This window comes from Alteromonas sp. 1_MG-2023 (genome assembly GCF_030547075.1).
Taxonomy (GTDB): domain Bacteria; phylum Pseudomonadota; class Gammaproteobacteria; order Enterobacterales; family Alteromonadaceae; genus Alteromonas.
In genome coordinates this window covers 189,378-215,108 of record NZ_JAUOQH010000008.1, presented here as the reverse complement: position 1 = coordinate 215,108, position 25,731 = coordinate 189,378, and the positions used below count along the sequence as shown (strand labels likewise).

The 25,731-nt window shown below is 43.6% G+C and carries 15 protein-coding genes and 1 tRNA gene; 4 read left to right on the top strand and 12 right to left on the bottom strand.

All coding sequences use genetic code 11. The annotated features are described in order from the left end of the window. The 3 genes from Q4561_RS10895 to dnaQ form a co-directional block, all read right to left on the bottom strand. A tRNA-Asp gene (locus Q4561_RS10895) sits at positions 1 to 77 on the bottom strand. Positions 78 to 385: 308 nt separating this feature from the next. Beyond that, complete coding sequence (locus Q4561_RS10890; protein WP_303460221.1) at positions 386 to 1,876, bottom strand: TIGR03503 family protein; 1,491 nt, start codon at positions 1,874 to 1,876, stop codon at positions 386 to 388. A 122-nt stretch (positions 1,877 to 1,998) separates the two neighbouring features. After that, a complete protein-coding gene (dnaQ, locus tag Q4561_RS10885; RefSeq protein WP_303460208.1) occupies positions 1,999 to 2,721 on the bottom strand; it encodes a DNA polymerase III subunit epsilon in 723 nt (240 codons plus the stop codon). A 103-nt stretch (positions 2,722 to 2,824) separates the two neighbouring features. Between dnaQ and rnhA the strand changes: the two genes are divergently transcribed. After that, positions 2,825 to 3,292 (top strand): ribonuclease HI, encoded by a 468-nt coding sequence (rnhA, locus tag Q4561_RS10880; RefSeq protein ID WP_303460207.1) that lies wholly within the window; start codon positions 2,825 to 2,827, stop codon positions 3,290 to 3,292. Positions 3,293 to 3,419: 127 nt separating this feature from the next. Here the strand turns inward: rnhA and Q4561_RS10875 are convergent, their stop codons facing one another. Then, positions 3,420 to 4,397, bottom strand: a complete 978-nt coding sequence (locus Q4561_RS10875; RefSeq protein WP_303460205.1) for an NAD(P)H-quinone oxidoreductase — start codon at positions 4,395 to 4,397, stop codon at positions 3,420 to 3,422. A 728-nt stretch (positions 4,398 to 5,125) separates the two neighbouring features. On the opposite strand from Q4561_RS10875, the gene Q4561_RS10870 reads away from it, so the two are divergent. Then, positions 5,126 to 6,319 (top strand): class I SAM-dependent rRNA methyltransferase, encoded by a 1,194-nt coding sequence (locus Q4561_RS10870; RefSeq protein WP_303460202.1) that lies wholly within the window; start codon positions 5,126 to 5,128, stop codon positions 6,317 to 6,319. A 207-nt stretch (positions 6,320 to 6,526) separates the two neighbouring features. Here the strand turns inward: Q4561_RS10870 and Q4561_RS10865 are convergent, their stop codons facing one another. The 6 genes from Q4561_RS10865 to Q4561_RS10840 all read right to left on the bottom strand — a co-directional run bounded on the left by Q4561_RS10865 (position 6,527) and on the right by Q4561_RS10840 (position 15,584). After that, positions 6,527 to 6,781: a DUF2061 domain-containing protein gene (locus Q4561_RS10865; RefSeq protein ID WP_303460199.1), complete on the bottom strand. Its 255-nt coding sequence runs from the start codon at positions 6,779 to 6,781 to the stop codon at positions 6,527 to 6,529. Positions 6,782 to 7,130: 349 nt separating this feature from the next. After that, the gene (locus tag Q4561_RS10860; RefSeq protein ID WP_057792437.1) at positions 7,131 to 7,433 is read right to left on the bottom strand and encodes a PilZ domain-containing protein; all 303 of its coding nucleotides are present in this window, start codon (positions 7,431 to 7,433) and stop codon (positions 7,131 to 7,133) included. A 158-nt stretch (positions 7,434 to 7,591) separates the two neighbouring features. Continuing rightward, positions 7,592 to 11,617, bottom strand: coding sequence for an ATP-dependent RNA helicase HrpA (hrpA, locus tag Q4561_RS10855; protein ID WP_303460197.1), 4,026 nt, complete (start codon positions 11,615 to 11,617; stop codon positions 7,592 to 7,594). A 390-nt stretch (positions 11,618 to 12,007) separates the two neighbouring features. Continuing rightward, positions 12,008 to 13,354 (bottom strand): Na+/H+ antiporter NhaC family protein, encoded by a 1,347-nt coding sequence (locus Q4561_RS10850; RefSeq protein ID WP_303460195.1) that lies wholly within the window; start codon positions 13,352 to 13,354, stop codon positions 12,008 to 12,010. 116 nt (positions 13,355 to 13,470) lie between these two features. Further along, positions 13,471 to 14,673 carry an AraC family transcriptional regulator gene (locus Q4561_RS10845; protein ID WP_303460192.1) on the bottom strand — a complete coding sequence of 401 codons (1,203 nt, stop codon included), beginning with the start codon at positions 14,671 to 14,673 and terminating at the stop codon, positions 13,471 to 13,473. Continuing rightward, positions 14,673 to 15,584, bottom strand: a complete 912-nt coding sequence (locus Q4561_RS10840; RefSeq protein ID WP_303460190.1) for a sensor domain-containing diguanylate cyclase — start codon at positions 15,582 to 15,584, stop codon at positions 14,673 to 14,675. The genes Q4561_RS10845 and Q4561_RS10840 overlap by 1 nt, the downstream gene beginning before the upstream one ends. Before the next feature lie 338 nt (positions 15,585 to 15,922). On the opposite strand from Q4561_RS10840, the gene Q4561_RS10835 reads away from it, so the two are divergent. Further along, entirely contained in the window at positions 15,923 to 18,628 is a 2,706-nt protein-coding gene (locus Q4561_RS10835) for a TonB-dependent receptor (protein WP_303460187.1), read from the top strand. Positions 18,629 to 18,802: 174 nt separating this feature from the next. After that, positions 18,803 to 21,166, top strand: coding sequence for a phytase (locus tag Q4561_RS10830; protein WP_303460185.1), 2,364 nt, complete (start codon positions 18,803 to 18,805; stop codon positions 21,164 to 21,166). A 171-nt stretch (positions 21,167 to 21,337) separates the two neighbouring features. Here Q4561_RS10830 and Q4561_RS10825 read toward each other — a convergent pair whose 3' ends face one another. Both Q4561_RS10825 and Q4561_RS10820 read right to left on the bottom strand, forming a co-directional pair. Further along, positions 21,338 to 21,757: a CBS domain-containing protein gene (locus Q4561_RS10825; RefSeq protein ID WP_303460182.1), complete on the bottom strand. Its 420-nt coding sequence runs from the start codon at positions 21,755 to 21,757 to the stop codon at positions 21,338 to 21,340. Positions 21,758 to 22,012: 255 nt separating this feature from the next. Then, positions 22,013 to 25,723 (bottom strand): ATP-binding protein, encoded by a 3,711-nt coding sequence (locus Q4561_RS10820; protein ID WP_303460219.1) that lies wholly within the window; start codon positions 25,721 to 25,723, stop codon positions 22,013 to 22,015. Between the last annotated feature and the right edge of the window lie 8 nt (positions 25,724 to 25,731).

Here is a 25,731-nt window from a genome sequence, read left to right as displayed (position 1 = left end):
TGGCGGAGCGGACGGGACTCGAACCCGCGACCCCCGGCGTGACAGGCCGGTATTCTAACCAACTGAACTACCGCTCCACAATTTCAATGTTATCAGTGAGTTAGTTGAGTTGTTAAAACCCCTTGCCCTCACTGCGGCGCAGATAATACGGTTTAGGCCCTGCAGAGTCAATGCTTTTTATTAATAAAATTGTCATCTACGCACTGTTTGCACACTAAATAAACACAATGTTGAAATATAATTCAATCAGGCCGGAATTCGTACACATAGAACATGTCGTCTATTCCTGCAGCCCACGCTCGCTATAGGATAGCTTCTATACACTTTTGAATTAATTTATCCAAAAAATCTATAATTAACCACGAATTTGACTTATCTCTCTGCCCTACTCTGCTGGCTTCGACTTTTTAAACTTAGCTAAAAACTTTTTAAAGCCTTTGGGTTCATTATCGAGAGATAAGTCTGACTCAGACACCATTTTCTTCTTGGCTTTTTTACTATCTTTGCTAGTGACTGCTTTTGTAGAGGTTGGGCCACTCGCTTTTCGCCTTTTTAAGATAATAATTGTGGCAACGATTAAACCGATGAAAATTATGGTGCCATTCACCGCTACAATAATTAACGTTAGCGTACCTGAATCCATTTCGTTGTCTTCAGCAGCTTCTGCCATCTGTGTAGTAGGTGTAGTGCTGTCTGTTGAAAACGGGTCTTCACTGCCATCTACAATAGGATCTTCACCATCAATCAATGGATCTATTACTTCGGGCTTCGGCGATTCAGCAACAAAGCTAAACTCAGGCACGTCTAAAATAAAATCTCGCCCTTCGGATGTTGTGCCATAAGCGGTTAACTTAACGCGATAAACACCTTCTTCATAAGCAATAATGAGATGTTCTCTTACGCCATCCCCACCCTCTGTTAGCGAGAAGTTTTGAACATCAGTGTTAGGGAAACGAATTTTGCCATCAACCAAAAGCGATTCTATGTTGACCAGGTCTCGGTCTACATCAATTAATAATTTGTGATAACCATCACCAGTGCTGCCTCCCTCCGAGTCAGCCTCATCAAGCTCAACATCAACATGCACTGGATTAGCATAGAGAATAATAGGCGTACCTATTTGCTCTCGGGTAAACATGGGTGTGTCTATACGATAAACAGGTTGCCATTCACCGGGCGCTACTTTCAGATTAAATTGGCCAGTAAAAACACCGTCCATTGGTCGTTCGTCCATTCCCCTACCGTTGTCTTCAAATCTGGCTATTTCTTCGTTAGAAGCGCCAAAATTGTCGTAGTTAGGGTTATTCGCGCTTTCAAACTCTATCGATAATTCAACCACATCACGAAACTGTGAATTATCTATTTTTTCCCCGCCATTAGTGAGGTAAGCGGTAGACTTTAGTATTTCACCAGAAAAGAGAATATTAGGAAGAGGTGTAGTGTGCAGCTTAATATCAGACACCACCATTACCCGACTCGCAGCATTAACTTGGCCTACCGCTTGCCAAGGGCCGGGCATGGGATTTTCAATGGTGATCATGTCGAATGTATCGGCGTCGAACCACTTTACGAGGGTTTCATCCACACGACCTTGAAATAGCTTTGAGCCATCAGGACGGACTAACACCACTGGCGCGGAGCCATAATCGCGAAAGAAAATCATAGTGACTTCTTCGACGTTGTAATCAATCCGAAAACGATTCTGTAGCAATTTTATAGAGTTTTGGTATTCGTCTCCCAAATTGGTGATGGGCGAAGACGCTTCAGAGGTTTGAGTATTAGTTGGCGATTGAGCAGACGTTGCAGCCTTCGAAGCGTCTTGCGAGTACACCGTTGAAGTACATCCTAATAGGCACAACGCCAGCACTAGTTTCATCACGCCTACTCTCACTTTCGCCTGCTCCTAAAGAAATGCACTTAATTCGGGTACTGGTATTACCTAGACTTTTAAACTGATAATCTCAGTTGACATCAGAATTTTATTAGCCGTCGTTTTTGTTAAACGTCGCTTTGCTCGGGCTCAGGGCGCCACAAACATTTACCTCCCGCCTTTTCGACTATGTCTAAACGGGCTTCGTGCTGTGCTAATTCATCGGCGCTAGCCTTGATAACCTTTAATTTATTTCCATTTCGGTTCAAACGACGAAGGGCATCTGATTGGGTTTCGCCACTGCCTTTCGAGGCCAAATTAAGTTTAGTCTGCCCACCTGTCATTAGCAGGTAGACGTCAGCGAGTATTTCAGCATCCAGCAATGCGCCGTGAAGCTCACGGTGGCTGTTATCTATGCCGTAGCGCTTACATAACGCATCTAGGTTGTTCTTTTGCCCTGGGTGCATTTTGCGAGCAACGGCTAAGGTATCAAGAACACTACAAATATCTTTAGTGATAACGCCACGGGTTTTTGGTTCCATTCCAAACTCGTGATCCATAAAACCCACATCGAAGGGCGCGTTATGAATAACCAACTGGGCTCCGCGAATAAAATTCACAAAATCTTCGGCAACATCCCTAAATGTGGGTTTGTCGGTTAAGAACTCGTTGGTAATACCGTGAACATCAATAGCTTCTTGCTCTATTTGACGACCAGGGTTGATATAAACATGGAAGTGATTGCCAGTAAGTTTGCGGTTAACCAGCTCAACACACCCAATTTCAATCACTCGGTGACCTTCTTTAGGGTCGATACCTGTAGTTTCTGTATCTAGTACAATCTGACGCATGATTCCTCTAATCTTACCTTTTGTTTTTTGATAGTATATCAACCCCTTCGCCACAGGCTAAGGGAAAAGCGAAATATGAAAGTAAATAATTTAAGGACACCCAGTGGCTCAAAAAACCATTCACATTTTTACTGATGGCTCATGCCTTGGAAACCCAGGCCCAGGCGGTTATGGCGCTGTTTTAGTTTACAACAGCCACCGTAAAGAGCTCAGTGGCGGATTCGCGCATACTACCAACAATCGTATGGAATTAATGGCGCCTATTGAAGCATTAAACAGCTTAACTGAGCCTTGTAACGTTGAATTAACGACAGATAGCCAGTATGTGAAGAATGGCATTAATCAATGGATCCACAACTGGCGCAAAAATGGCTGGCGCACCTCAGATAAAAAAGCGGTGAAAAATGCCGATCTGTGGAAGCGTCTTGATGAAGCGGTGAGTAAGCATAAAATTAACTGGCACTGGGTGAAGGGCCACTCTGGTCATCCTGAAAATGAACGCTGCGATGACTTAGCTCGTGGGGCAGCAGAAGCTAAACCCACAACACCAGACAGTGGCTTTATAAGTTAATGGCTTTATAGGCTAATGGCTTTGTAGGTTAACGACTTTGCAATAAGAAAAGGCGACACTGCCTTTTCTTTTACTATATCGTCTGTGAACTATATGCTTTTAAGGTTTAGTCCAGATCTCCGTTAAATCACCACTCGACGATTATCTTACCGTGGGTATCGTTATTTTCTAAACGCGCGTGAGATTTTGCTATATCATCAATTGCGTATACCGTATCGATGTTTACGCTAAGCTCGCCAGATGAAAAAGCAGGTAAACAGGTTTTTGAAAAGTCGCTAATAAGCTCGCTTTTGTAATCATCTGTTCTGTTGCGCAGTGTAGTGCCTTGAATTCTGGCTCGTTTACCCAGCATTAATGCCATATCGAGGTTATCCGCATAACGCCCCGCTAGCATAGCAAGGTAAACTACAATGCCGTCGCGTTTTAGAATTTGAAGATTACGATTTAAGTAATCGCCGCCTACCATATCAAGCACCATGTTTACGCCTTCAGGCCAATGCGCCTGTATCTGTTCGGCAAAGTTTTGGTCTTTGTAATTTATCAGCAGATTGGCACCGTTTTGTTCACACTGAGCTAACTTTTCCTGTGAGGACGCAGTAACGGCACTTTCTACCCCCCAGTAATGACACAGTTGAGTTGCCGCTAATCCTACACCACTCGCCCCGCCGTGAATCATCACACGTTCTGCAGGTTTTACATTCGCGATTGACCGCAAACATTGAAACGCGGTTAGAAATACTTCGGCAAGGCCCGCTGCCCCGCTGTAAGCCATGCTCTCTGGAACAGGCATTAGATGTAGTGGATTAACTGCCACTTGTTGTGCATAGCCGCCGCCAGCAACCAATCCAAAGACCTTGTCACCTACTTTCCACTCACTAACCGCAGCACCTACTCCTATTACCTCACCAGCAACTTCCAGCCCTAAAATCTCACTTTCACCAGGAGGCGGTGGGTAATGCCCTTGTCGTTGTAAAGTATCGGCGCGATTCACACCAAAGGCGTGAACTTTCACCATTACTTTATCATCGGTAAGTGTTGGGGCTTCAATCTTTGCTACCGTTAGGCCTTCAGGTGAGCAGCCTTTTTCAAAGTTTACAAATTGCATTAGTGTCCTCTATCGTGGTCTTTCACCATAAGTGCAGAATATATCTGCAATCTAGCGACGTGCTATTTTGACGTGTTATGTCGACTTACCATTTCGACGTGCTATAGCGATACCCTATGAATACGTAAGCTCTAGATTTTAGTGCAAAAGAATCTACGTTAAACATGAGTACTTAACTTCTAGCGCTTAAATATGAGCTTAAACATGAGCATTTAATTACAAACCCTGAGCCCTCAAACAGTGCCAAGCCACCTATTTTATTAAAGTAACTGAGCTACACGTTTGAGTTATTTAAATAATTTACTTGAAATGGTTCTGGTAAATTTTGGCTATATATCCCAAAGCACGAATAGAGTCAGAGCTTGCTACATCAATTAAATTGGCTTCAATGTATCTTATTTGTGTAAGAACCCAACTTTTGAATACCAATAGTTGGCTATAACGGCTTGTATTAATCAAGTGTCTTTAAAGCACCGCAGTAAATCTTTGTCAGCAACGCTTTGTTCACCGCCTGTAAGTAGCTAATCATTCGCATAGCTATCGCTTTATCGCTATACTTCGCACCGCCGCTTATGCGTGGTTAATGGGGCTGTCTTTTAGTTGAGTACTATTAAATTCTATTGCTAGAATTTCTTGTTAAGTATTTTAGCTAAACGCTCTAGTAAAATATTTAGAGCGCTTTGTGCAAATCCCGCTTCCTAGCTAATCCAAGAAATAGAGTACGTTTCATGTCATCACAAGTTATTTTGAACCCTAATAGAGATAAATCCCTTCGTCGTCGCCATCCTTGGGTGTTTGAAAGCGCCGTGGCAGAACTAAAAGGTAGAGGGCGCAGTGGTGACACCGTTGATGTTTTCGATTCAGAGGGTGACTGGCTAGGTCGCGGTGCCTACTCCCCTACTTCACAAATTCGTGTACGCATGTGGACCTTTAGCAAAGAAGAAAGCATCGATAACGCGTTCTTTTTACGCCGCATGGAAATAGCGCTTAAATTACGTACCCGTTTATTTGACCCAGAAGTAACCAATGCTTTTCGTTGGATAGCGTCTGAGAGTGATGGCCTTCCAGGCGTTACCATAGATTTGTATGACAACGTAGCTGTGCTGCAATTGCTAAGCGCTGGCGCTGAAAAACACCGTGATAAAATTGTGTGGGCAATAAACAAGTTGAAGCCCGGCACTCATGTATACGAGCGAAGCGACGTTGATGTGCGTAAAAAAGAAGGCTTAGAGCCAGTAACCGGCGTGGTGAGCGGCGAACCTCCCATGCAAGTCACAGTAAAAGAAAATGGGCTTTCTATTATTGTAGATATTGAAAACGGTCACAAAACGGGCTTTTATCTTGATCAACGAGATAGCCGTGCTGCCGCTGCGTATTATGCTAAAGACGCTGATGTACTAAATTGCTTTAGTTATACCGGCACTTTTTCTTGCTACGCACTGCAAGGTGGCGCTAAATCGGTTACCAATGTGGATGTATCTCAGCCTGCTCTCGACCTTGCTAAGCAGCATGTTGCGTTAAATGGGTTAGACGAAAGCAAAAGTAATTACGTTAAAAAAGACGTATTTAAGCAGTTGCGTGAATATCACGAACGAGGCGACCAGTTTGATATGGTGATCCTCGATCCACCCAAGTTCATCGACAACAAAGCATCACTTACTCGTGCCGCACGAGGTTATAAAGATATTAACCTGTACGGTATTCATGCGGTGAGAAATGGTGGGTTACTGCTTACTTTTAGCTGCTCTGGCTTGATGCCAGCTGACCTTTTCCAAAAAATAGTAGCTGATGCTGCATTGGATGCAGGAAGAACCATTAAGATTATTGCTCGACTCAACCAAGCCACCGATCACCCAGTAATTGGCAGTTACCCTGAAGGGTATTACTTAAAAGGTTTAGTTTGCGAAGTGACTGACCTGTAATATCAGGCATAGTCTTACAACTAATTTAATACCAGTAACAGATAAAGAAACTGATGAACAAACAAGCTAATTATTACAGGCTTTTTGTTTAACTCATTTAGCATAAAAAAACGCGGCGCTAAGGTTTTATTAAGTGTAATTAAACTTAACTCACCGTTAGCGCCACGTTCTTCAAAAATTCAAATAAGAGGCAAACTTAGCAAACGCTTATGATGCCAATGTCATCTCATTTGAAGCAAAAGTCTGCTCAGTACGTCCACCTAGTTGCTGCTCGCTAGCTTGGTCTTTGGACTGACTCTCAAATTTCTTCCAGACTCGCTCGTGAAAATAAAATACTACAGTATTCACAGCTGGCTCGACTAAGGCTACTGCCCCACCCACTACTGCACTACCCGTTAATAGATATGCCACTGTAAAAGCGACGGTGAAGTGCATACACGCAAAAGTAATTGTCTTTTTCATAATGATTTACCCAGTAAGTTTGTCTCGATTTGTTAATGAGAATTATTATCGATTAGAAACATTAAAGACAATTGATTTTTACGAAGGGTGCCATCGACTTATACGATTTCACTATTATGCGGAAGTTGATATGGAAACGTAGATTTGTAGGTTCAACATAGCGACACAGGCTGCTGGTATTTTGGTGATAGACGTTGGTGATAGACGTTAGCGAGACACGTCAATGAGAGAAGTCAGCGAGATAGGTCGCTAAAAATAAAGCGCGTGAAGCAAAGCTAGCCTGACTCACGAGAGAGTTCGTGAGTCATAATAATAAGTAAGCTTAGGCTTGCGAAAGCCCTTACACAGCTTACTTCATTTCTGAGATTTCAACCCCAATTAAGCAACTAGATTCCGTGTCTGGCTCACAGCGAACCACAGTAGCAATAGCTGCTAATGATGGTACTTGAGAGCTTGGGGAATCTATGGCAACGCTAACTTGCGTACCAATTTCTAATGAGGGTTCATCAACTTCTAAAGACATCCCCGTTGCGCTTATGTCTTTACACATCGCTTGCATAGTGCGGCTCGATTCATCATCAGTAACCTGTAACTGACAAGGCGAATTAACCATCATCCTGAAAAAGTTTCGCTTATCGTCGTATCCCAACATTTCTACATCTCCGCTACGTATTCAAACCACATGTTGCTCTACCTGTTATAGGGCGAGGTAGGCCGCTTGTCAATCAGACTGACCAAGAATTGTCCGATTATATTTAGAAAATTATTTCCTGCTTTTGGGGAAATTAAACAAGGGGCTTAATATTCCACCTAGAAATCAGCTAAAAACAGTGAGATACGCTTTGCCGATATAGGGTAAGCCGTACCTAATGCTTGTGCAAATAAAGACACCCTTAATTCCTCAATCATCCACCGCACATCTAACAATGCTTGTGGTACTTTGCCTTTTGGATATTTACCACAGGCTTTTTCCCACTCACTAACCGCCTTTTCTACCGTGAGTTGATGCATTCGGTCTTTATTAGGATCAATCGGTAGCTTTTCTAATCGACGAGATAAGCCTTTAATATAACGGTTCCAATCGTTAAGTCGCGCTTCACCAATATCAGACACAAAACCCGGGAACACCAAGCTTGAAAGATGTCCTTTGCAATCACCCAATGCGTTTATCATATTAAGAGGCACATTGCCTTTCATTTGCTTTTGGCATTGATGAGCAAGGGTTAAGCCCTGCTCTACCTGCTTTGCTATTTCTAGTACTTTATCATTAATTTCTGCGCGCACTATCTCTACGCAGGCATCAAAATCAGCTTTGTTACGAATATCGGTATTGTGTTTGTCACAATATTCAGCCACCAGCGCGTCTATACCGGCAAAAATACAATCATCAATAAGCGCTTTAATTTGCCCAAACGGATTAAAGTAAAGCCCAAGCTTAGCCTTATTAGGTAGCTTACTTTGTAAATAGTTAAGCGGCGACGGCATGGCATTTTTAATCAACACGTTCACACCTTTTCGGTGCATAGATTGTGCTTTTTCAGGCTCGTCAATAAGGGCGATATCTACCTTGTCGCCCTTCTCTACCAATGCAGGGAACGCTTGCACTTCGAAGCCCCCCATCTTTTGGGCAAAAGTGGTCGGTAAGGTGTCGAAATCCCAGCATTCGATACCACTTCGCTCAAGTTCCGGCGTGGCCGCTTTTTCAAAAGTTTCTTTTACTTGCCCGGCACATTGCTGTTTCAGCGCATGTAAATCGTCAGAACGGGCGATGGTATCGCCTTTATCGTTCACTACCGTAAAGTGCATGATTAGGTGCCTATCAAGCTGCGACAAGTTCCACTCGTCTTCTTCTACAGTAATACCTGTCATTTTACGAAGCTTGGCGGTAACGGCCTCTACCAGACTAATTGGACGGCCGTTTTTATCTGTCTCGCTGATATCGGCAATACAGGCATCGGCAAAGTTAGGCGCAGGTACGAAGTTACGGCGCAAACGCTTTGGCAAAGTTCTGATCATCGACACTATGCGTTCATGCCTTAGCCCTGCTACTTGCCAATCAAAGCCAATGTTTTCTACTTGGTTAAGTACCGGCAAAGGAATAATAACGCTAACACCATCATCATCGGCATTCGGCTCAAAATGATAACGAAGCCCCATGGTGATGTTGCCCTGCCGCCACGCATCAGGAAACGCGTTTTCTATAGCTTGGCCAGGCTGTTGGCGATACACGTCATCTTCGGTAAAAGTAAGTACGTCACTTATCTTTGTGACACCCGACTTTTTGGCACCCGCCTTTTCGCCGCCCACTTGTTTAGCTAACGCTTCTTGATTTTTGTACCACTTTTTAAACGCCGCTTCGTTGTTCGCTTCTACAGGAATACGGGAGGCATAAAAACGTACCAGTTCGTCGTCATCAACCAGAAGATCACGGCGGCGAGTTTTTTGTTCAAACTCATCGGCTTGTTCAAGCAAGGCTTGGTTTTCTTTTAAGAAACCAAAGTTAAGCCGTGTATTACCTTCAACTAAGCCTTCGCGAATAAAGAGTTCGTGGCATACCGGTGGGTCAATTAAGCTATACACTTTGGCTCGTTTCATCACTATGGGTAAGCCAAACAAGGTGACTTTTTCAAACGCGATAACGGCGCCGCGTTTTTTCGACCAGTGAGGCTCTGAATAACTGTGCTGACTAACATGCCCAGCTAATGACTCTACCCAAGCGGGGTCAATTTTCGCCACCATGCGGGCAAATAACTTAGAGGTTTCTACCAATTCAGCCGCCATTACCCATTTAGGTTGCGACTTAGAAAGCCCAGAACCTGGGAATATCATAAAGCGGGTATTTCGCGAGCCTAAGTATTCTCTGTCTTTATCTTTAAAACCAATATGCGATAGCAAACCACTGGCAATAGCTTCGTGAATAGCTTGATAATCTGGCTCGTTTTTCACAATACCAAAGCCTAGTTCGGCCACCGACTTTTTAAGTTGGCTAACAATGTCTTGCCATTCGCGCATGCGCAGATAATTAATAAACTGGCTTTTACACCATTTACGAAGATGGTTCTGGCTTAATTCATTTTGCTGCGCTTTGAAGGCATCCCACAGGTTATACAAACTTATAAAGTCTGAATCTTTATCGGTATATTCGCTGTGCTTTTCATCCGCCTGTTGGCGTTTATCTTGTGGCCGTTCGCGAGGGTCTTGAATAGATAACCCTGCTGCAATAACCATCACTTCCATTAGCGCGTTGGTGCGCTGTGCTTCTATCACCATGCGGGCGTAGCGAGGATCGATAGGTAAACGGGCAATCTGCCTGCCCATTTTAGTAAGCTGCATGCGGCCTTTTTGCTTCACGATGGCCTGAATTTCTTCTAGCAACCTAAAGCCGTCATTAATGTTGCGATTATCTGGCGGCTGAACAAAAGGAAAATCGGCAATATCCCCTAACCCCAACGCAAGCATTTGCAAAATAACCGAGGCCAAATTAGTACGCAGTATTTCTGGGTCGGTAAATTCTGGGCGGCCAAGGTAATCATCTTCACTGTACAATCGAATACAGATACCGTCTGACACACGGCCACATCGTCCAGCTCGCTGATTTGCAGACGCTTGCGATATAGCTTCTATAGGCAACCGTTGTACTTTACTGCGGGCGCTATAGCGTGAAATACGGGCCACGCCAGGGTCGATAACATACTTAATGCCCGGCACCGTTAACGAGGTTTCTGCCACGTTGGTAGACAGCACAATGCGCCTACCGGTGTGAGACTGGAAAATACGGTTTTGCTCAGCGGCGGAAAGCCGCGCATACAATGGCACAATTTCAGTGTTGCGGTATTGCCTGCGCATTAAGGCATCTTGGGTGTCGCGAATTTCCCGCTCACCACTTAAGAACACTAAAATATCGCCCGGTTTCTCGGTTAATAGCTCATCTACCGCCCCCACAATGGCATCGGTTTGGTCTGTATCGTTCTCATTGTCTTCAGGGCTGTGGTAGCGAATTTCAACCGGGTACGTACGTCCACTCACTTCAATAATAGGCGCGTTATTGAAGTGCTTCGAGAAACGTTCAGGGTCGATAGTGGCCGAGGTAATAATGAGTTTAAGTTCAGGGCGCTTGTCTAATAACTGCCTTAAATAGCCTAGCAAGAAGTCTATGTTTAAGCTGCGTTCATGGGCTTCATCAATAATAATGGTGTCGTATTGATTTAAGAATCGGTCGTTTTGCATTTCTGCCAGCAACATACCGTCTGTCATCAGTTTTACGTAGCTTCGTTCGCTAACCTGATCGCTAAAACGAATTTTAAAACCAACTTTTTCACCTAAGGGTGTATTTAACTCTTCAGCAATACGGGTTGCTACACTGCGAGCAGCCAATCGACGTGGCTGAGTATGGGCAATCATGCCGCTGACACCACGACCAAGCTCTAAACATATTTTAGGTAACTGGGTAGTCTTACCCGAGCCGGTTTCACCCGCTACAATCACCACCTGATTTGCGGCAATAGCAGCTTTTATGTCGTCTTTTTTATCGCTTACCGGCAATGGCGGGTAGGTAACTTCAGGTAAATTCTTAAGTCTGAACGCGCGCTTATCTGCCGACGCCTGAATATCGTTAGTAAGTTTCTCGTATCGAGTGGCTAATTTACTCTGCGAGCTATCTGCAGAAGCTTCACGGTTATTATCCTTTACCTTTTCACCGCTATTTAGCTGCTTTGCGAACTGCTGAATACGCCGTTTTAACGGAAATTTATCCGCAGATAGACAATCATCGAGTTGTGTATAAAGCGGTTTAATCTGAAAAGCGACAGGCGACGAAGGCGCGTTAGGTGAAGACAATTTACCATCCTACTGTGTAATACAGTTCGTATTATTGGTGCTTGAAAGCGAAACGACTGTTGTAAAAAACTGTGCTGTTAAAGCGTAAAAATGCTGCATAAAACCGCAGGCGCCCATTATATACGGTAAAGTGTCAAAGGACGATCCTAGAAGGTAAGAACCTTCAACAGCCGACCTACATTCTCACCGCGAACCATTATCTAAGCCCCCAATTCTCTGAAAAAGAGTTATCTGAAAAGAGCTATCCGAGAACGGTATCTGAGAAAGGTATCTGAGAAATAGCTCTACAAAGGATGATAAAGGCCCCAAAAGGCTAAAAGCCCTACACCGGACAAAGGTCCTACAAAGGATAAAAACTCCCAAGGAAAGCCGCACTTTAAGAACAGAGCACTAAGCAGACGCTTTTGCTAATTCATCATCGTTTTTGTGCTTGAACGTGGGGAAATTAAACCATATTGCCAACAAACCAAAAACGAACAATGCCATGGGGTACCACGCATAGGGGGTTATCGCTAGTGGCGATATACCAACTACCGCAGCAGCACTTAATAATTGCGCGCCATAGGGTACTAACCCCTGAAAGCTACAAGAAAAGATATCGAGCAAAGACGCTGTGCGCCTAGGATCTACTCCATACTTTTCGTTTAAGTCGCTCGCTATAGGGCCAGCAGTTACTATCGCAATAGTATTATTAGCGGTGGTTACATCTAAGAAGCTAACCAGCCCAGCAATACTAAACTCAGCGCCTTTTTTGCTGGTAACCCGCTTAGTTAAACGGTTAATCAGCCATGTAATACCACCATTGGCGTGCATTAGCGCCACAATGCCGCCAATAGTAATGGCAATCATGGCTAAGTCTTGCATCCACCCCATGCCTTTTTGAATGCTTTGCATCATAGTCAGTGGAGTGAAGCTGCCTTGGAACAAACCCACTATACATGCGCTGGCAATACCCACCGCCAACACTGAAATAACATTAAACCCAGTAAGTGCAAAGCCAATAATGAACAGGTAAGGCAGTATTCGCCACACATCATAGTCGCCAGTTTCAATAGCGCCTGAGCTATCTACATCAACGAACACCAATAACAACGCCATGGTGACTAAACAAGCAGGTAGGGCTACAAATAGATTTGCGCGAAATTTATCTTTTAATTGCACACCTTGAGTACGGGTAGCCGCAATGGTGGTGTCTGACACAAATGACAGGTTATCACCAAACATGGCTCCACCTACTACTACGCCTAGCGCCAATTCAACGGGTAACCCTAAGCTCGTTGCTAAGCCCGCACCAATAGGAGATAACGCGGTAATGGTACCCATAGACGTACCCATGGCGAAGGAAATAAAACAGCAAATCAAAAATAGCCCGGGCAAAATAATAGCGGTAGGTACAAATTGCAGCGCCAAGTTTACCGTCGCATCTCTGGCACCTATATCTATGGTTACCGCGTAGAACGCGCCAGCCAAAAGAAAAATAAGCACTAGCAGAATAATGTTCTTATCGCCTCCCCCCTTACAGAAGGTAGATACCTTGTCAGAAAAGCTCACCTTTTCCCCTATCGGATTAAGGCAAAGCGCGTAACCTGCACTAATAAAAAAGGCCACTAAAATAGGCATAGCAGTAATGTCGTTCGTCACAATACCCGTGGTAACCACTAAAATAACGAACAATAATATCGGCGTTAACCCAATAGGATTAGGCAAGGGCTTTTTTGAGGAAAATGATTGCTGCACAGGACACTCTACTTCGTTAATCGATATTCGGCAGTGTATTACGCCAATGTCGTATTATTATTTAATGCTGATTTATTTGGGAAGGATAAAAGGTTTTACGTTGAATGCAAAGTAAATTAACGGGCCCGTAATTCACTTGGGGTAAGCCCCGTTAAACGCTTTACTGCGCGGCGAAAGTTAGTTAGGTCGGAAAATGCCATTTCAGAGGCGCTTTGTTCATTATTAAGTTTTTTAAGGGCGAGTAACACTATTGCCTGCTGCCTGCGGGCTTCTTCACTTAGCGCGCGGTAACTGTAATGGTGGTCGCTAAGCTTTCGTTTAAGGGTGGCAGTACTGCAACACAAGCTTTCAGCTAAATCAGCTAATCCTCGTTGGGGCTCTCGCAAGGTCTGGCTTCTTACAAAGTCGAGTAAGCTAAAACAGGAAGCACTGTATCGTGCTTGTTTAACTTCACGAGCTGTATATTTGGCAGGGCTATCTACTACAGGCTGGGCATGCTCGCAGTTAGCATTAGGGAACGGCGTTGCCATGCAAGACTTTGGTAGCATAATCGACAACAAGGGCGCGTTAAATGTAGTTCTTAAACCAAGGTAGGTTTCAAAGTCTTCAACATTACGAGGCCTATCGAAATCCATTCCAAAGCTGATGGGGAGTCGAGTGTCTGTCCAATATTTAATGAGTGCCACCAGCATAGATAAATATAACTGTGCAATGAAAGGCCAGTTTTTTTGGCAGCCCATAGTGTCTTGCAATACCCACAATACGTTGTCTTTCACATCGAAACGTTTGAACGACACCAACGGGAAGCATTCCCAGCGAATGTTCATTAATACAGACATTGCGTGCTCTAAATTACGACAATGTTTTATTTTTTCTAAATTTTCAGTTAGCCAAACCCCGCCTAAGCTTTTACCAATGAGAAAGCTAACATCGTTGCCTTTACACTGGCTGCTTACATTGCTTAATAAAGCAATGCACTGCTTAGCGCTTAACTTAGCGCTTGTATTAGCTAATAGCCCGCCGCCACCAACAGACACCTGATCTGAACCTGTGTGCTGTGGCGTTGAAAATGTTTCGTCGAAAATACCTGTACCACGCAGTATTTTGTGTTTGTTAGCGCCCCGCGGAATAGCAACCTCTAATACAGCTTGTACCAAGGGATACCCAGGGATCACTTTGTCCGACTTGGTAACAAGCGCCGCTTTAGCTTTTGAGCCACTTACTGGGCCGGTTACAGAACCGATTTCTGAGCCGACGGCTGAGCCATTTACCAAGCCAGTTTTACAGCTACTGGCTTGGACAAAAACGGGGCGAGACACTAAGCCGCGTTCCTTTCGGCATTCTCAAGGTGCGCGAGTAATTGTAATAGCGTGCTGGAAAGCGAACTTTGCTGGTTAAGGGGCGCTACAACCGCCCTAGCACTGGTGTAAATTGCCGCTGTGTCACTTTTATACCGAAACGCTACATGGCCTATACTAATCCTAATCTCTTTCAATATGTCGTTGGCTTGCGCTGCGTTAACGTTGGGTAAAAGTAGTGCAAACCTATCACCAGCGTAGCGACACGCTAAATCTTGCTGGCGCAAGTTCATTACCACTAATTGAGCTACCTCATGTAAATATCGGTCACCTTCAGCTTGCCCATAACGCTGATTAAAATAAGAGAACTCATTAATATCGATAATAGCAACAAAGCCCTCCTCTCCCTTTTCTTGTAAACTCGCAACCCGAGATTGCCAATAGTCACCTCGGTATAGTTGAGTTATAGGGTCTATTTCTTCGTGATCGCGATAATCCCATTCTCGGCGGCGTAACTGCAAATTAATAGCTCGCTGTTCTAAATGCCAAAGATAAAGTGCAGCTGTCATTACCACCATGCCGATAGCGGCGGGTATAGATTCAATCATGCTTAACCAAAGTGCTGAGTCTGGGTATTTCATAAATTCATCGAGTAAATCTAAGAACATCGAGAATAAGAAAAACACCAAGCCAACCACCAGCAAACTAGTAACTTTACCCGGCGGGCGACTTGCCAAAACTGCTAACACCCATCCTAAAGTAAGCAATACCACACTGCCCTCACCCACAATATCTAGGCCAGATATAATGGCTATCGATTTCGCATTACCAAAGGTAAGACTTAAAAAACAAGCCAATGCGATAGCCGCGCTGGTAAACAGCAACCAACCTTTGTGATGGCTAAACTGGGTAGCATTTCTTAATGTAAACATGATATTGCACTCTCTTTGGGTATAAACCGCGAATATTGCATAAGGAATGAATATGCAACTTACAAGACACGGGGAATATCCCACCTTGAACCTTATTGTCGAGGGTCAGTTTGGCTCACGAATGTGACAGCTTGGTGGCAAAAAACACTTTAATGTGTAAATAGTAAGAAAATAATCATGTATAGCAATACCTTACATATGGGTCATTTTGGCTCAGGCTTTTAATAACCTCACTTATTTTGCCTTTTTTTCCAAAAGTTGTGGGTCGGCGTCACAGAATTGTCATATCAGGTTTTTACCTTAGCCGGGCATCGCACACTCAAACTCACGGATTAAGAATGAAAATTAAAACGCGTTACTCCACTTTACGACTTGCTTGCATTGCCGCCCTAGGCCTTTCGTTTTCTCATACTGCACTTGCAGCTGATGGCGCTATTGACGGCACGTTGAACGACGCAGCGAAAGCGCGAATATACGTAGGTGCTAAGGTTCGTATTAAAGAACTCAACTTAGTTACTGAGTCGCAACGAGATGGAAGCTTCCGCTTTTCTGCAATACCAGCTGGAAACTATACCCTTGAAGTGTCTTACTTAGGCGAAGATACCGTTACCCAGAAAGTTACTGTAAGTGACGACGCCACCATACGCCCTACCATTCAACTTGGTGAAGGCGATACCCTTGAAGAATTACTTGTACTTGGTCAACGAAGCAGCCAAGCCAGTGCCATTAACCAACAGCGCACATCAAACCGCATATCTTCAGTGGTATCTGCCGATGCTATTGGTCAATTTCCAGATCAAAATGCGGCCGAGTCGCTTCAACGTTTACCTGGTTTATCTATTGAGCGCGACCAAGGTGAAGGTCGTTTTGTGGGCATTCGTGGAATCGATCCTAACTTAAATAATGTCACCATTAATGGCCTTAACATTCCTTCGCCGGAATCTGGTGTACGCTCGGTAGCCCTAGATGTTATTCCATCAGAACTTATTCAAACACTAGAAGTATCTAAATCGGTTACCCCAGACATGGACGGCGATGCTATTGGTGGCTCGGTTGAAGTAACCAGCGTAAGTGCTTTTGATAAAAAGCACGATACCGCAAGCATAACGGCGCAGGCGAGCCAAAACGATTTGCGTAACGAAGTAAGCCCGAAACTATCAGGTACCTTCACCCAAAAATTATCTCCTGATTGGGGCGTCGCGGCAGCACTGTCCTACTTCGACCGCGATTTTGGTTCAGATAACGTTGAAAGTAATGGTGAAGATGAAGTTGAACAGCGCCAGTACACGATTTCACGTGAACGCTTAGGTGCTGCAGTAAACCTTGATTACCGCCCTAACTTCAACAACCAGTACTTCCTTCGCACTCTGTACAGCGAGTTTTCTGATGAAGAATATCGTTTAAGTAATACTTACACCCTAGATGGTGACGATTCAGAAATTGAGCGTGGCAGTAAAGACAGAAAAGAAACCCAAAGTATTTTTACGGTAGCCCTTGGCGGTGAACATCAATTACAAACATGGAAAGCCGACTGGCAACTAGGTTATGCAAAGTCTGACGAAGACGAGCCAGATGCCCTTTACTATACGTTCGTTACCGAAAACGCGAGTATTGCAGCGGATTTAAATACCATTCGCCCTACTATTACTCAAGATGATGCTGCTTCAGATTTATCTACCTACGAACTCGATGAAATTTCGTTTGAAGATAACTACACCAAAGATACTGAAACCAGCATTAAATTTGATTTGAGCCGCCCAGTTAATTTTGGCGAGTACTTAGGTGAACTTAAACTTGGCTCTAAATATCGCAGCCGTGAAAAAGACCGTGACAGCAATATTTTTATTTACGACGGCGATTTCGACGATATTAACTCAGCAGACTTCGCTGCTAGCGAGCCAGAATACTCATTAGGTTCATTTGGTCCTGGGTTATCAAGCACCACTATGCGTAGCTACTTCAACGAAAACCGCAGTAGCTTAGAACTTGCTGAATTAGATTCAGAGGTTGAATCTAACGGTGCCACTTACGTTAACGAAGAAGATATTTTTGCCGCTTACCTTATGGCTAGCGTAGATATAGAAAAGCTTCATGTGGTGGCCGGTGTTCGCTACGAGCGTACTGATTTTAGTACCTCTGGTATGCGAGTAGAACTTATTGCTAACGAAGAAACCGACGTAGAAGAAGTGGTAAACACTATTTGGGAAGCAGAGCGTGACTACGATCACTGGCTGCCTAGCATTAATGCTCGTTATTCATTCTCGGAAAAGCTACAACTACGCGCTGCCTATACACAAACTATTTCGCGCCCTAAATTCGAAGATGTGGCAGCATTTCAAATTATCGAAAGCTCGACTGAAGAAGATGATGGCGTTTTCGTAACAGAGCGTGAAGCAGAAGTAGGCAACCCAGATTTACAGCCATACGAAGCGCAGAACTTCGACATTTCACTTGAATACTACCCGGGAGATATTGGCGTTTTATCTGCAGGTTATTTCTATAAAAATATTGATAACTTCATTGTTTACGCAGATGTTGCAGGTACTGAAGGCTGGGAAGATTACGATGAAGCTATCCAAGCCATTAATGGAGATTCTGCAAGCCTACACGGGCTAGAGCTATCGTGGGTCAAAGCCTTTAACAATGGTTTTCTAGTAGCAGCAAATGCCACATTCACCGACTCAGATGCCACAACCTTCTTAGACGGTGAAAAGTTTGAAACACAACTGCCCAATCAGTCAGACACCATAGGTAATCTAAACTTTGGCTACGAAGCCAACGATTTTAGCCTGCGCTTGGCGATGACTTATAAGAGTGAAAACTTTGAAGAAATTGATGGCGACTTCCTTCGCTATGAAGACGAACATGCTCAGTTAGACTTTACTGCAAAGTATTACATCAACAACGACATGCAAGTTTACTTTAACGCCATCAACATTAATAACGAGCCTTTTTACAACTACTTCGACTCTCGCAATAACAATGCGCAGTTTGAAGAATACGGTCGTACTTTTGAGCTAGGTTTTACATGGCAAATACGTTAATAAGCAAACTATTTATGCTCATACGGTAAAACAAGATATATGTTAAACCATAATGGTTGAACCACTAAATGGAAACACAAAGCGATCGAATATAACGTTTCGTACCTAGCGTTTCCATACCCAACACTTAAAAAGAGGGCGCGCAAAAGTGCGCCCCCTATTAGAGAAATATTCATGCGCGCATTACTCGTTTTTTTTGCCTTTTTCTCAATCTCGAGCCAAGGGCAAAACACATCTCTCGATATCGTCCATCGACCCCAAAATAAAACCCTATCGGTTGAAGTTGAAGGTCTAGGCACTGGCTTTGACTCTGTACCGACATTTACATTAAATGGCAGAACGTTGCATATAGAAACAAGTGAAACCAATGGTATTACGGTTTCTGAAAACAATAAGGTTATTGCTTCGCAAGAAGGTAACTTTATTGCAACGGGAAGCTACCTATTCAGTAGTGAATCAAGCAATAATTTAGATAATAATTTACGTAGTAGTTCAGGCAGTAAATCAAGCAACCAATTAGACAATGGCTCAGAAAATAAATTAACAAACACTAACCGCACCTATATTCAAACCTTGGTTTTCGATATTAACAGCCAACAAATTCGTACCTATAGAATAGATGTTGCAAATACCCAAACTGCTACCGTTAACATTACCCAAACCTCAGCCATTGAAGTGAAAGATTCAGAGGCTTTGTGTAGTGCAAAGAGTGACGACAAATTACAATTCATCAATATAGATGCGTTGGGCATGCTGACTCAATATTTGGCTTTGCCCAGTAAGAGCGATAGCACGCTCACCGTTCATCTTTTACGAACACTGGCTATAGGCCCAGGTATAAAAAGCTGTGCACTTGGCGCTAGCTACCGGGCTTATAATTACAAAGCTTCTGATGCAGGGGCTTCTCATGTAAAAGTAATCGATGTTGAGCAGACCATCTATTTAGCTGACGAGTACGCTGGCGTTTGGGCCATGCCTGCAGACGAAGAAGCTGAGGTTGAACGCACGCTTATTTTCAATCGAGCCGATACGCCAATAGAAGGTGTTGCCACCCTTAATGGGTTTGAAGTACACAAGATGATTCCCGCCAGCCCAGGTACACAAGGCTTGGTTACCGCCTGGGTAAGCCCAGAACACAGTGGCTTGTGGCTACACAACACGTGCGCCACAACCTTCTTTGGTTTTAATAAAAACATAGCTCCAGAAGATATCGCCCTGTCGGTAAAAGGCGATACGGTTTACGCCAACCTCTACGATGACAACTCGGGTAGCACATTCACCACTGACATTACCCAAGCCATTGCAACGCTTAACAGCTGCCAATTAAACCAAGCCTCCCTTAACAAGACACCCATGTTAAAAGACACAGTTCTCACTACAGAGACACCCATCACAAACGGTGACGAACCCACTAACGAGACACCCATGTTTTCTGCTCCCGTGTTGTCTACTATGGAACTCCAGCCTGTTTATGAAACCGATGTGGTAGAAAATTATGGTGATGCAGCAGACGATCCTGCTATTTGGATAAACAAAAATAACCCGTCTAAAAGTTTGGTGATAGGCACTAACAAAAAAGGCAGCCTAAATACTTATAACTTACAAGGTGAGTTAGTTGAATCTCACAAGGTCGGGCGAGTAAACAACGTGGGCGTGGCATACGATTGGGCGCCACAACACGATATCGCGGTGGCGAGTAACCGAAGTGGTAACAGCCTGTCGATATTTTTTATCGACAAAGAAACCGGCGAATTAACCTTTAACGCGAATATTCCTACCCCGCTAACTGACGTATATGGCTTATGCGTGTTTTCAATAAATAATCACACAGAAGTGTTAGTTAATAGCACCGATGCAAGGTACTTGCGTTATCGATTGAACTCTTCAACTGAAGTTAACAAAGATGAAGTGAACAGCGAAACTAACAGAGATCAAAATAACAGAGACACCCATAATAAAAACGCGAGCAAGACTGACAGAACAAATCCTAGTCGGGTTTCTGCGACTTTGCTTCACGACTTCAACTTGCCGTCTCAGCCCGAAGGTTGTGTGGTTGATACCGATTCTAAAATTGCCTTTTTAGGCGAAGAAGGGGCTGGTATATGGGCATTGGATATCTCAGAAAACTCACAAAACGCTAGCAATGCTAACAAGACACCCATGTTTATTATTCCTATAGAATCCCCCGTTACCGCTGACATTGAAGGATTATCGTTATTTGATGTAGATGACGTGCGCTACCTTATTGCTTCAAGCCAAGGGAATAACCAATATGCTGTTTATAAAAGTAAAGCCCCTTACCACTTGGTCGGTATGGTAAAAATTAGCGCAAATTACGAAAAAGGAATTGATGGTGTGTCTGAAACCGATGGCCTAGAAACCACAAACGCGAACTTAGGTGGGCCTTTCGAAAGTGGGTTACTGGTAGTTCAGGATGGTAGAAATGTAATGCCTAGCGAACGACAAAATTTTAAATTAGTAAGGGGTGACGCATTAGCGAACGCTATTCGTGAACAGCTAAAGGTTAATTCACACTAACGGTTACGAGTTTGCTATTAATTTTTAAGTGCTAAATGCCAACAACTGCTTATAAGCAGCAAGTGCGTCTTATCATTTACTAATAATACACAGCAACGCAAAAACGCAAACATGGTGTACGTAAAAAACCAAGGGTAAGCTTACAGCTTACCCTTTTTCTGTACTTGGTTCTTAGCTAGCTTGTTGGTAACCCGATCGAAGCTGCACATCTATCGCTCTTAACACTGCCGTTCGGTTAATACTGCCAACCAAAACGCCACTATCATCAACCACAGGATAAACTCTAGGCTTATCTTTAATGAGTAACTGCGCCAACTCTATCACCGACATATAGGGTTTAATAACCACAACCGGTACTTTCATAATTTCGACCACGCGACAAATTTGTTCTCGGTAGTAGCTTGAAGCTATCATCTGAGCGATACAATCTTGCTCAGATAAAAAACCTATTACCTTACCTTTAATATCTATCACTGGGCCGCCACTTTGCCCGCAAGCCAATAACGCTTCTACTGCCTCGGCAACCGTCATTTCCCCATTTAATTTTACGGGGTGAGTATTCATATAATCACTGACTAGCAACGATTCCATTTTTCTCTCCCAGCCGCAGCGTCTGTTTACGTGCTCACTAGCAAGAAGACGAAACGGCAGTGCTTGTTATAATAATAATGTAAACAGATGTTATAGCTTTGTAACATTTTCACTGTTACGCTTTAAGCCTAGTAGAGTATGTATTTAACAGCTACTTTTCGTTTCAGTTTTTCTTAATTAATTTTACATTTTTAGCGAGCGAGCTAAGTCAACCTTACAATTATTGTAGTGGGCACTGTTGAAATAAGCCTACTGCTATTCAGACTCCGACTTCAATACCGTTAAAAAAGCTTCTATGTTATGCATTGCCTGAGGCAGTACACCTTCTATTTCAGCGAACTTTTCATCCCTCGCCAAACGCTCAATTTCATCAAAATGACTTTGTACCATTGAGGCACCAATATCACCAGACATCCCCTTTAATGTGTGAGCCAATAGTTTAATGTTAGGTAAGTCTTTATCCTGCAGCGCACTGGTAAGTTCATGGCATTTTTTAGGCGCACTTTCACTAAACATCTCACAAATTTTGTTGTATAAAACTTCATTGTTGGCTAAACGAGATAACGCGCTCGATTTGTCCCATACCTGCTCTTCTGTGGATAGAGACGCCCTCTGCACTCGCACCGTTGAGGTACCTGTGGATGTAGAAGGCGTTGACGCTGAGGGCGCTGTCGAAACTGAAACTGTGGAAACTGGGGCTATTGAAACTGGGGCTATTGAAACTGAAGGAACTGCTTTTGAAGGTCCCGCTATCAAAGGTACAGCTTCTGGAGAAGAATCCTCATGCACGGCTCCTCCCTGATTGCCCTCACCCCTGTCTAAAACTAACTCTTGGGTATCTTTACGTACTGCGTTCCCTGCAAATTGTGCGCTGTATACCGACTGTATCCACTTAATTACCTTAGGTTCAACAATACTTGCCATGATGGGCTTAGTGACATAGTCGCTCATACCCGCTGCCATACATTTTTCTTTCTCCCCTAACATGGCATTTGCTGTCATGGCTATAATTGGGATAGCCTGATGCACCTTCCCAGCCCTTCCATCCCGGATGGCTTTCGTGCAGGAATAACCATCCATTATCGGCATTTGGCAATCCATTAAAATGCAATGGATGTACTGCCCTTCCCTTTCACACTGTTTCACCACATCTAGGGCTTGCTCGCCATTTGTAGCTGTTCTCACCGATACCGGTAAATTGTCTAGCATGCCCTTTGCCACTTCTATATTAATCGCGTTGTCATCGACAATAAGGACATGGGCCCCCGCCACGCTTTCTTTTTCAATATTGGTGGCACTAGATTCTTGCGAATGACTCAGCTCATTTTCCACTAACTCAGGAGAAGTGTTGTTCACTATTTTCAAAAACTCAGATTTTAACAAAGGCTTAGTTAATATCGCGGGGGTAAAATTAGTGAAATAAGTCGCAGGCTTTCCAATACTCTGCAACATGCAAATGTGGGGCACCGAAATTTGTTTTTCTAAACTACTCCAATGTTCATCTAACACCGACAAAATCGGGTTATTGTAGTCGGTCACAATAATATCTATGGATTCCCAACTCACTGAATCAAATGTCACCGTGTTCGTGTAAGTGTTTACACTATTGCCGCCTTCACTGACAATCAGTGTATTAATATTATCGGCAAGCGGCAGGTACTGGGCAAATACGGCAAACCGCAAGCCATCCATTTTATTACTCAGAGCCAAAGACTGCTGACTATCTTCAGACGTAACGTCGTCTACCAAAACCCGAAACGAAAAGGTACTCCCCTTACCTTGCAAGGAAGAAAAATCGATATCACCGCCAAGTAACACACTCAGTTGCTTGCATATAGATAGTCCTAAACCCGTGCCACCAAACCGCGTTGCCACCGACGCATCGGCTTGCGTAAAAGCGGTAAACAATTTTGGCTGGTTTTCTTTGGCAATGCCAATACCTGTATCGGTTACAGATACATAAAGTTGCTGTTTATCATCTTCGTTGGTTTCAAATGATGCGGTTAATGCTACATGCCCTTGCTCAGTAAATTTAATCGCGTTATTTACCAAGTTACTAATAATTTGCGACACACGGTGAGGATCTGACACCACAGTTTCAGCCTTTAGTTCTGTGGTATCGACAAAAAATTCCAATCCTTTATTGTGTGCGCGAATAGCCAGTGATGAAGCAAGGGTTTCAATAAGATGAATAGGGTTGAATGCCTGAATATTTAAATCTAATTTCCCAGCTTCAATTTTAGACATATCTAAAATATCGTTGATTAGCACGCTCAAATTATTACAACTTACATCCATCATTGACGCAAGCTGCTCTGCTTTTGGAGGAAGTGGCTGGCGCTTTAACAGATTAAGCGAGCCTACTATGCCATTTAGAGGGGTTCGCATTTCGTGGCTAATATTAGAAATGAAGGCACTTTTTACTTTACTTGCCTGCTGCGCTTCATCTCGCGCTTCTGCAAGTTCCTTTGTTCTATTAACCACCTTTTCTTCAAGTTCTAGGTTAATTTTTTCGATAGCACGCTGCGTATTACGCTCTTCCGTTATGTCGCGCAAAACAACGGCTACGCCAGAATATTGGCTTTGTTCGCCCCAAATGGGGGAAACCGTAACCGCTAGACAGCTTTCAAGCCCCGAAGCTTGTTTGTAAATCACTTCATCCTGAAAGTAACCCGTTCTAGCTACTTCTGCATTAAGGTATTTGTCCCAAGAGATAGGGCGTATTGAAGCAAATGCACTGTAGTGATGCTCTAAGATAGTAGAGCTAGGTAATCTAAATAGCCTTTCTGCAGCCATGTTCCAGCTTTTTACTATTCCAGCAATATCCATACTAACAATGGCGTCGCTAGAGCCTGCTACAATAGCCGCCGACTCACCTCGGGCTTCCGCTAACTCAAAGCTTTTTTTGGCGCTTCGATGAAAAATTAATAGCACCACGGCAAATAAAATAGACATTGCCAGCAGGAATCCATATACCGCTAACCGCCTTTCATTCATCATCGCGGAAATTATATGTTTTGGTAAGGCTAAATGAACGTAAAAATATTGCATACCCGGCGAGCTGCTTACCACCACTCTACGGCTTGCAATAACAAGCTCACTGGTTGCACCATCCTCTCTGAAACTAAGGTGTTTCACGCCTTCTTGTAAAGGGATTGATAATTGACTTTGCCACGTTATTTCGGGAGCGAGATCCCGGGTAAAGTGATAACGTTTTTCTGGGTGTAAAATGAAGAAACCTTCACCGTCGGTAAGATAAAGTTGTTGAGGGGCAGATAAGAACTCACTTATTCCCGCTAATGCCACAGAGGCATTGACATTCATAATAATGAAACCGTACCTCTCGCCATTATCTCTGAATATGGGCAGTGATAAACGCAATACAGGTTTGTAGGGAAACTCTACCTTTCCGTATTCGCGATTTAAACTAATACCCGACATATAAAGTTCATTTCGGGATAACTTTACACTTTCTTCGTAATAGCCCCTGGTATTCTTCTCTTGAAGATCAATATCACCTAGCGCAGCTATCTTTAAGCCGTCTCTTTCTACACGCACCACTTCTTTGCCTTCTTCAACACTGATAATGCGAAGTTGGTCAACCTCTTCATTGTTCTCTAAAAACGCAACAAAAATGGTTTCTAACCGTTGTTTCCAAATTTGAAAACTGGTGTTATCTCTAGGATCAATACCATCATTTTCAACGGCTCTAGGGATACCCGAAATAGGTGGGGTGGCATGCAAGAATTTCAGATTATCAGCATATTGAGCAGCTTGGCGCTGGGTATAGGTCTCTATTTCGAAGGTGCGATGATTAAGTTCGGAAGTCACATCGTCTAATACGCTTTGAGAAAGGTTACTTTCAAAAAATAGCGCCACCATCGTGGCTACCGCTATTGCCCCGACGACGGCGAAACCCAGCATATTAAGGGAATACTTTGCTTTCGCTTTTTGTTTATTTGACACTGCCAAAG

What these genes read in the sequence shown, in the direction of transcription:
- Q4561_RS10890 (WP_303460221.1), bottom strand. Translation starts at nt 1,876, where the DNA reads ATGAAACTAGTGCTGGCGTTGTGCCTATTAGGATGTACTTCAACGGTG.
- dnaQ (WP_303460208.1), bottom strand. Translation starts at nt 2,721, where the DNA reads ATGCGTCAGATTGTACTAGATACAGAAACTACAGGTATCGACCCTAAA.
- Q4561_RS10875 (WP_303460205.1), bottom strand. Translation starts at nt 4,397, where the DNA reads ATGCAATTTGTAAACTTTGAAAAAGGCTGCTCACCTGAAGGCCTAACG.
- Q4561_RS10870 (WP_303460202.1), top strand. Translation starts at nt 5,126, where the DNA reads ATGTCATCACAAGTTATTTTGAACCCTAATAGAGATAAATCCCTTCGT.
- Q4561_RS10865 (WP_303460199.1), bottom strand. Translation starts at nt 6,781, where the DNA reads ATGAAAAAGACAATTACTTTTGCGTGTATGCACTTCACCGTCGCTTTT.
- Q4561_RS10860 (WP_057792437.1), bottom strand. Translation starts at nt 7,433, where the DNA reads ATGTTGGGATACGACGATAAGCGAAACTTTTTCAGGATGATGGTTAAT.
- Q4561_RS10840 (WP_303460190.1), bottom strand. Translation starts at nt 15,584, where the DNA reads ATGTTTACATTAAGAAATGCTACCCAGTTTAGCCATCACAAAGGTTGG.
- Q4561_RS10835 (WP_303460187.1), top strand. Translation starts at nt 15,923, where the DNA reads ATGAAAATTAAAACGCGTTACTCCACTTTACGACTTGCTTGCATTGCC.
- Q4561_RS10830 (WP_303460185.1), top strand. Translation starts at nt 18,803, where the DNA reads ATGCGCGCATTACTCGTTTTTTTTGCCTTTTTCTCAATCTCGAGCCAA.
- Q4561_RS10825 (WP_303460182.1), bottom strand. Translation starts at nt 21,757, where the DNA reads ATGGAATCGTTGCTAGTCAGTGATTATATGAATACTCACCCCGTAAAA.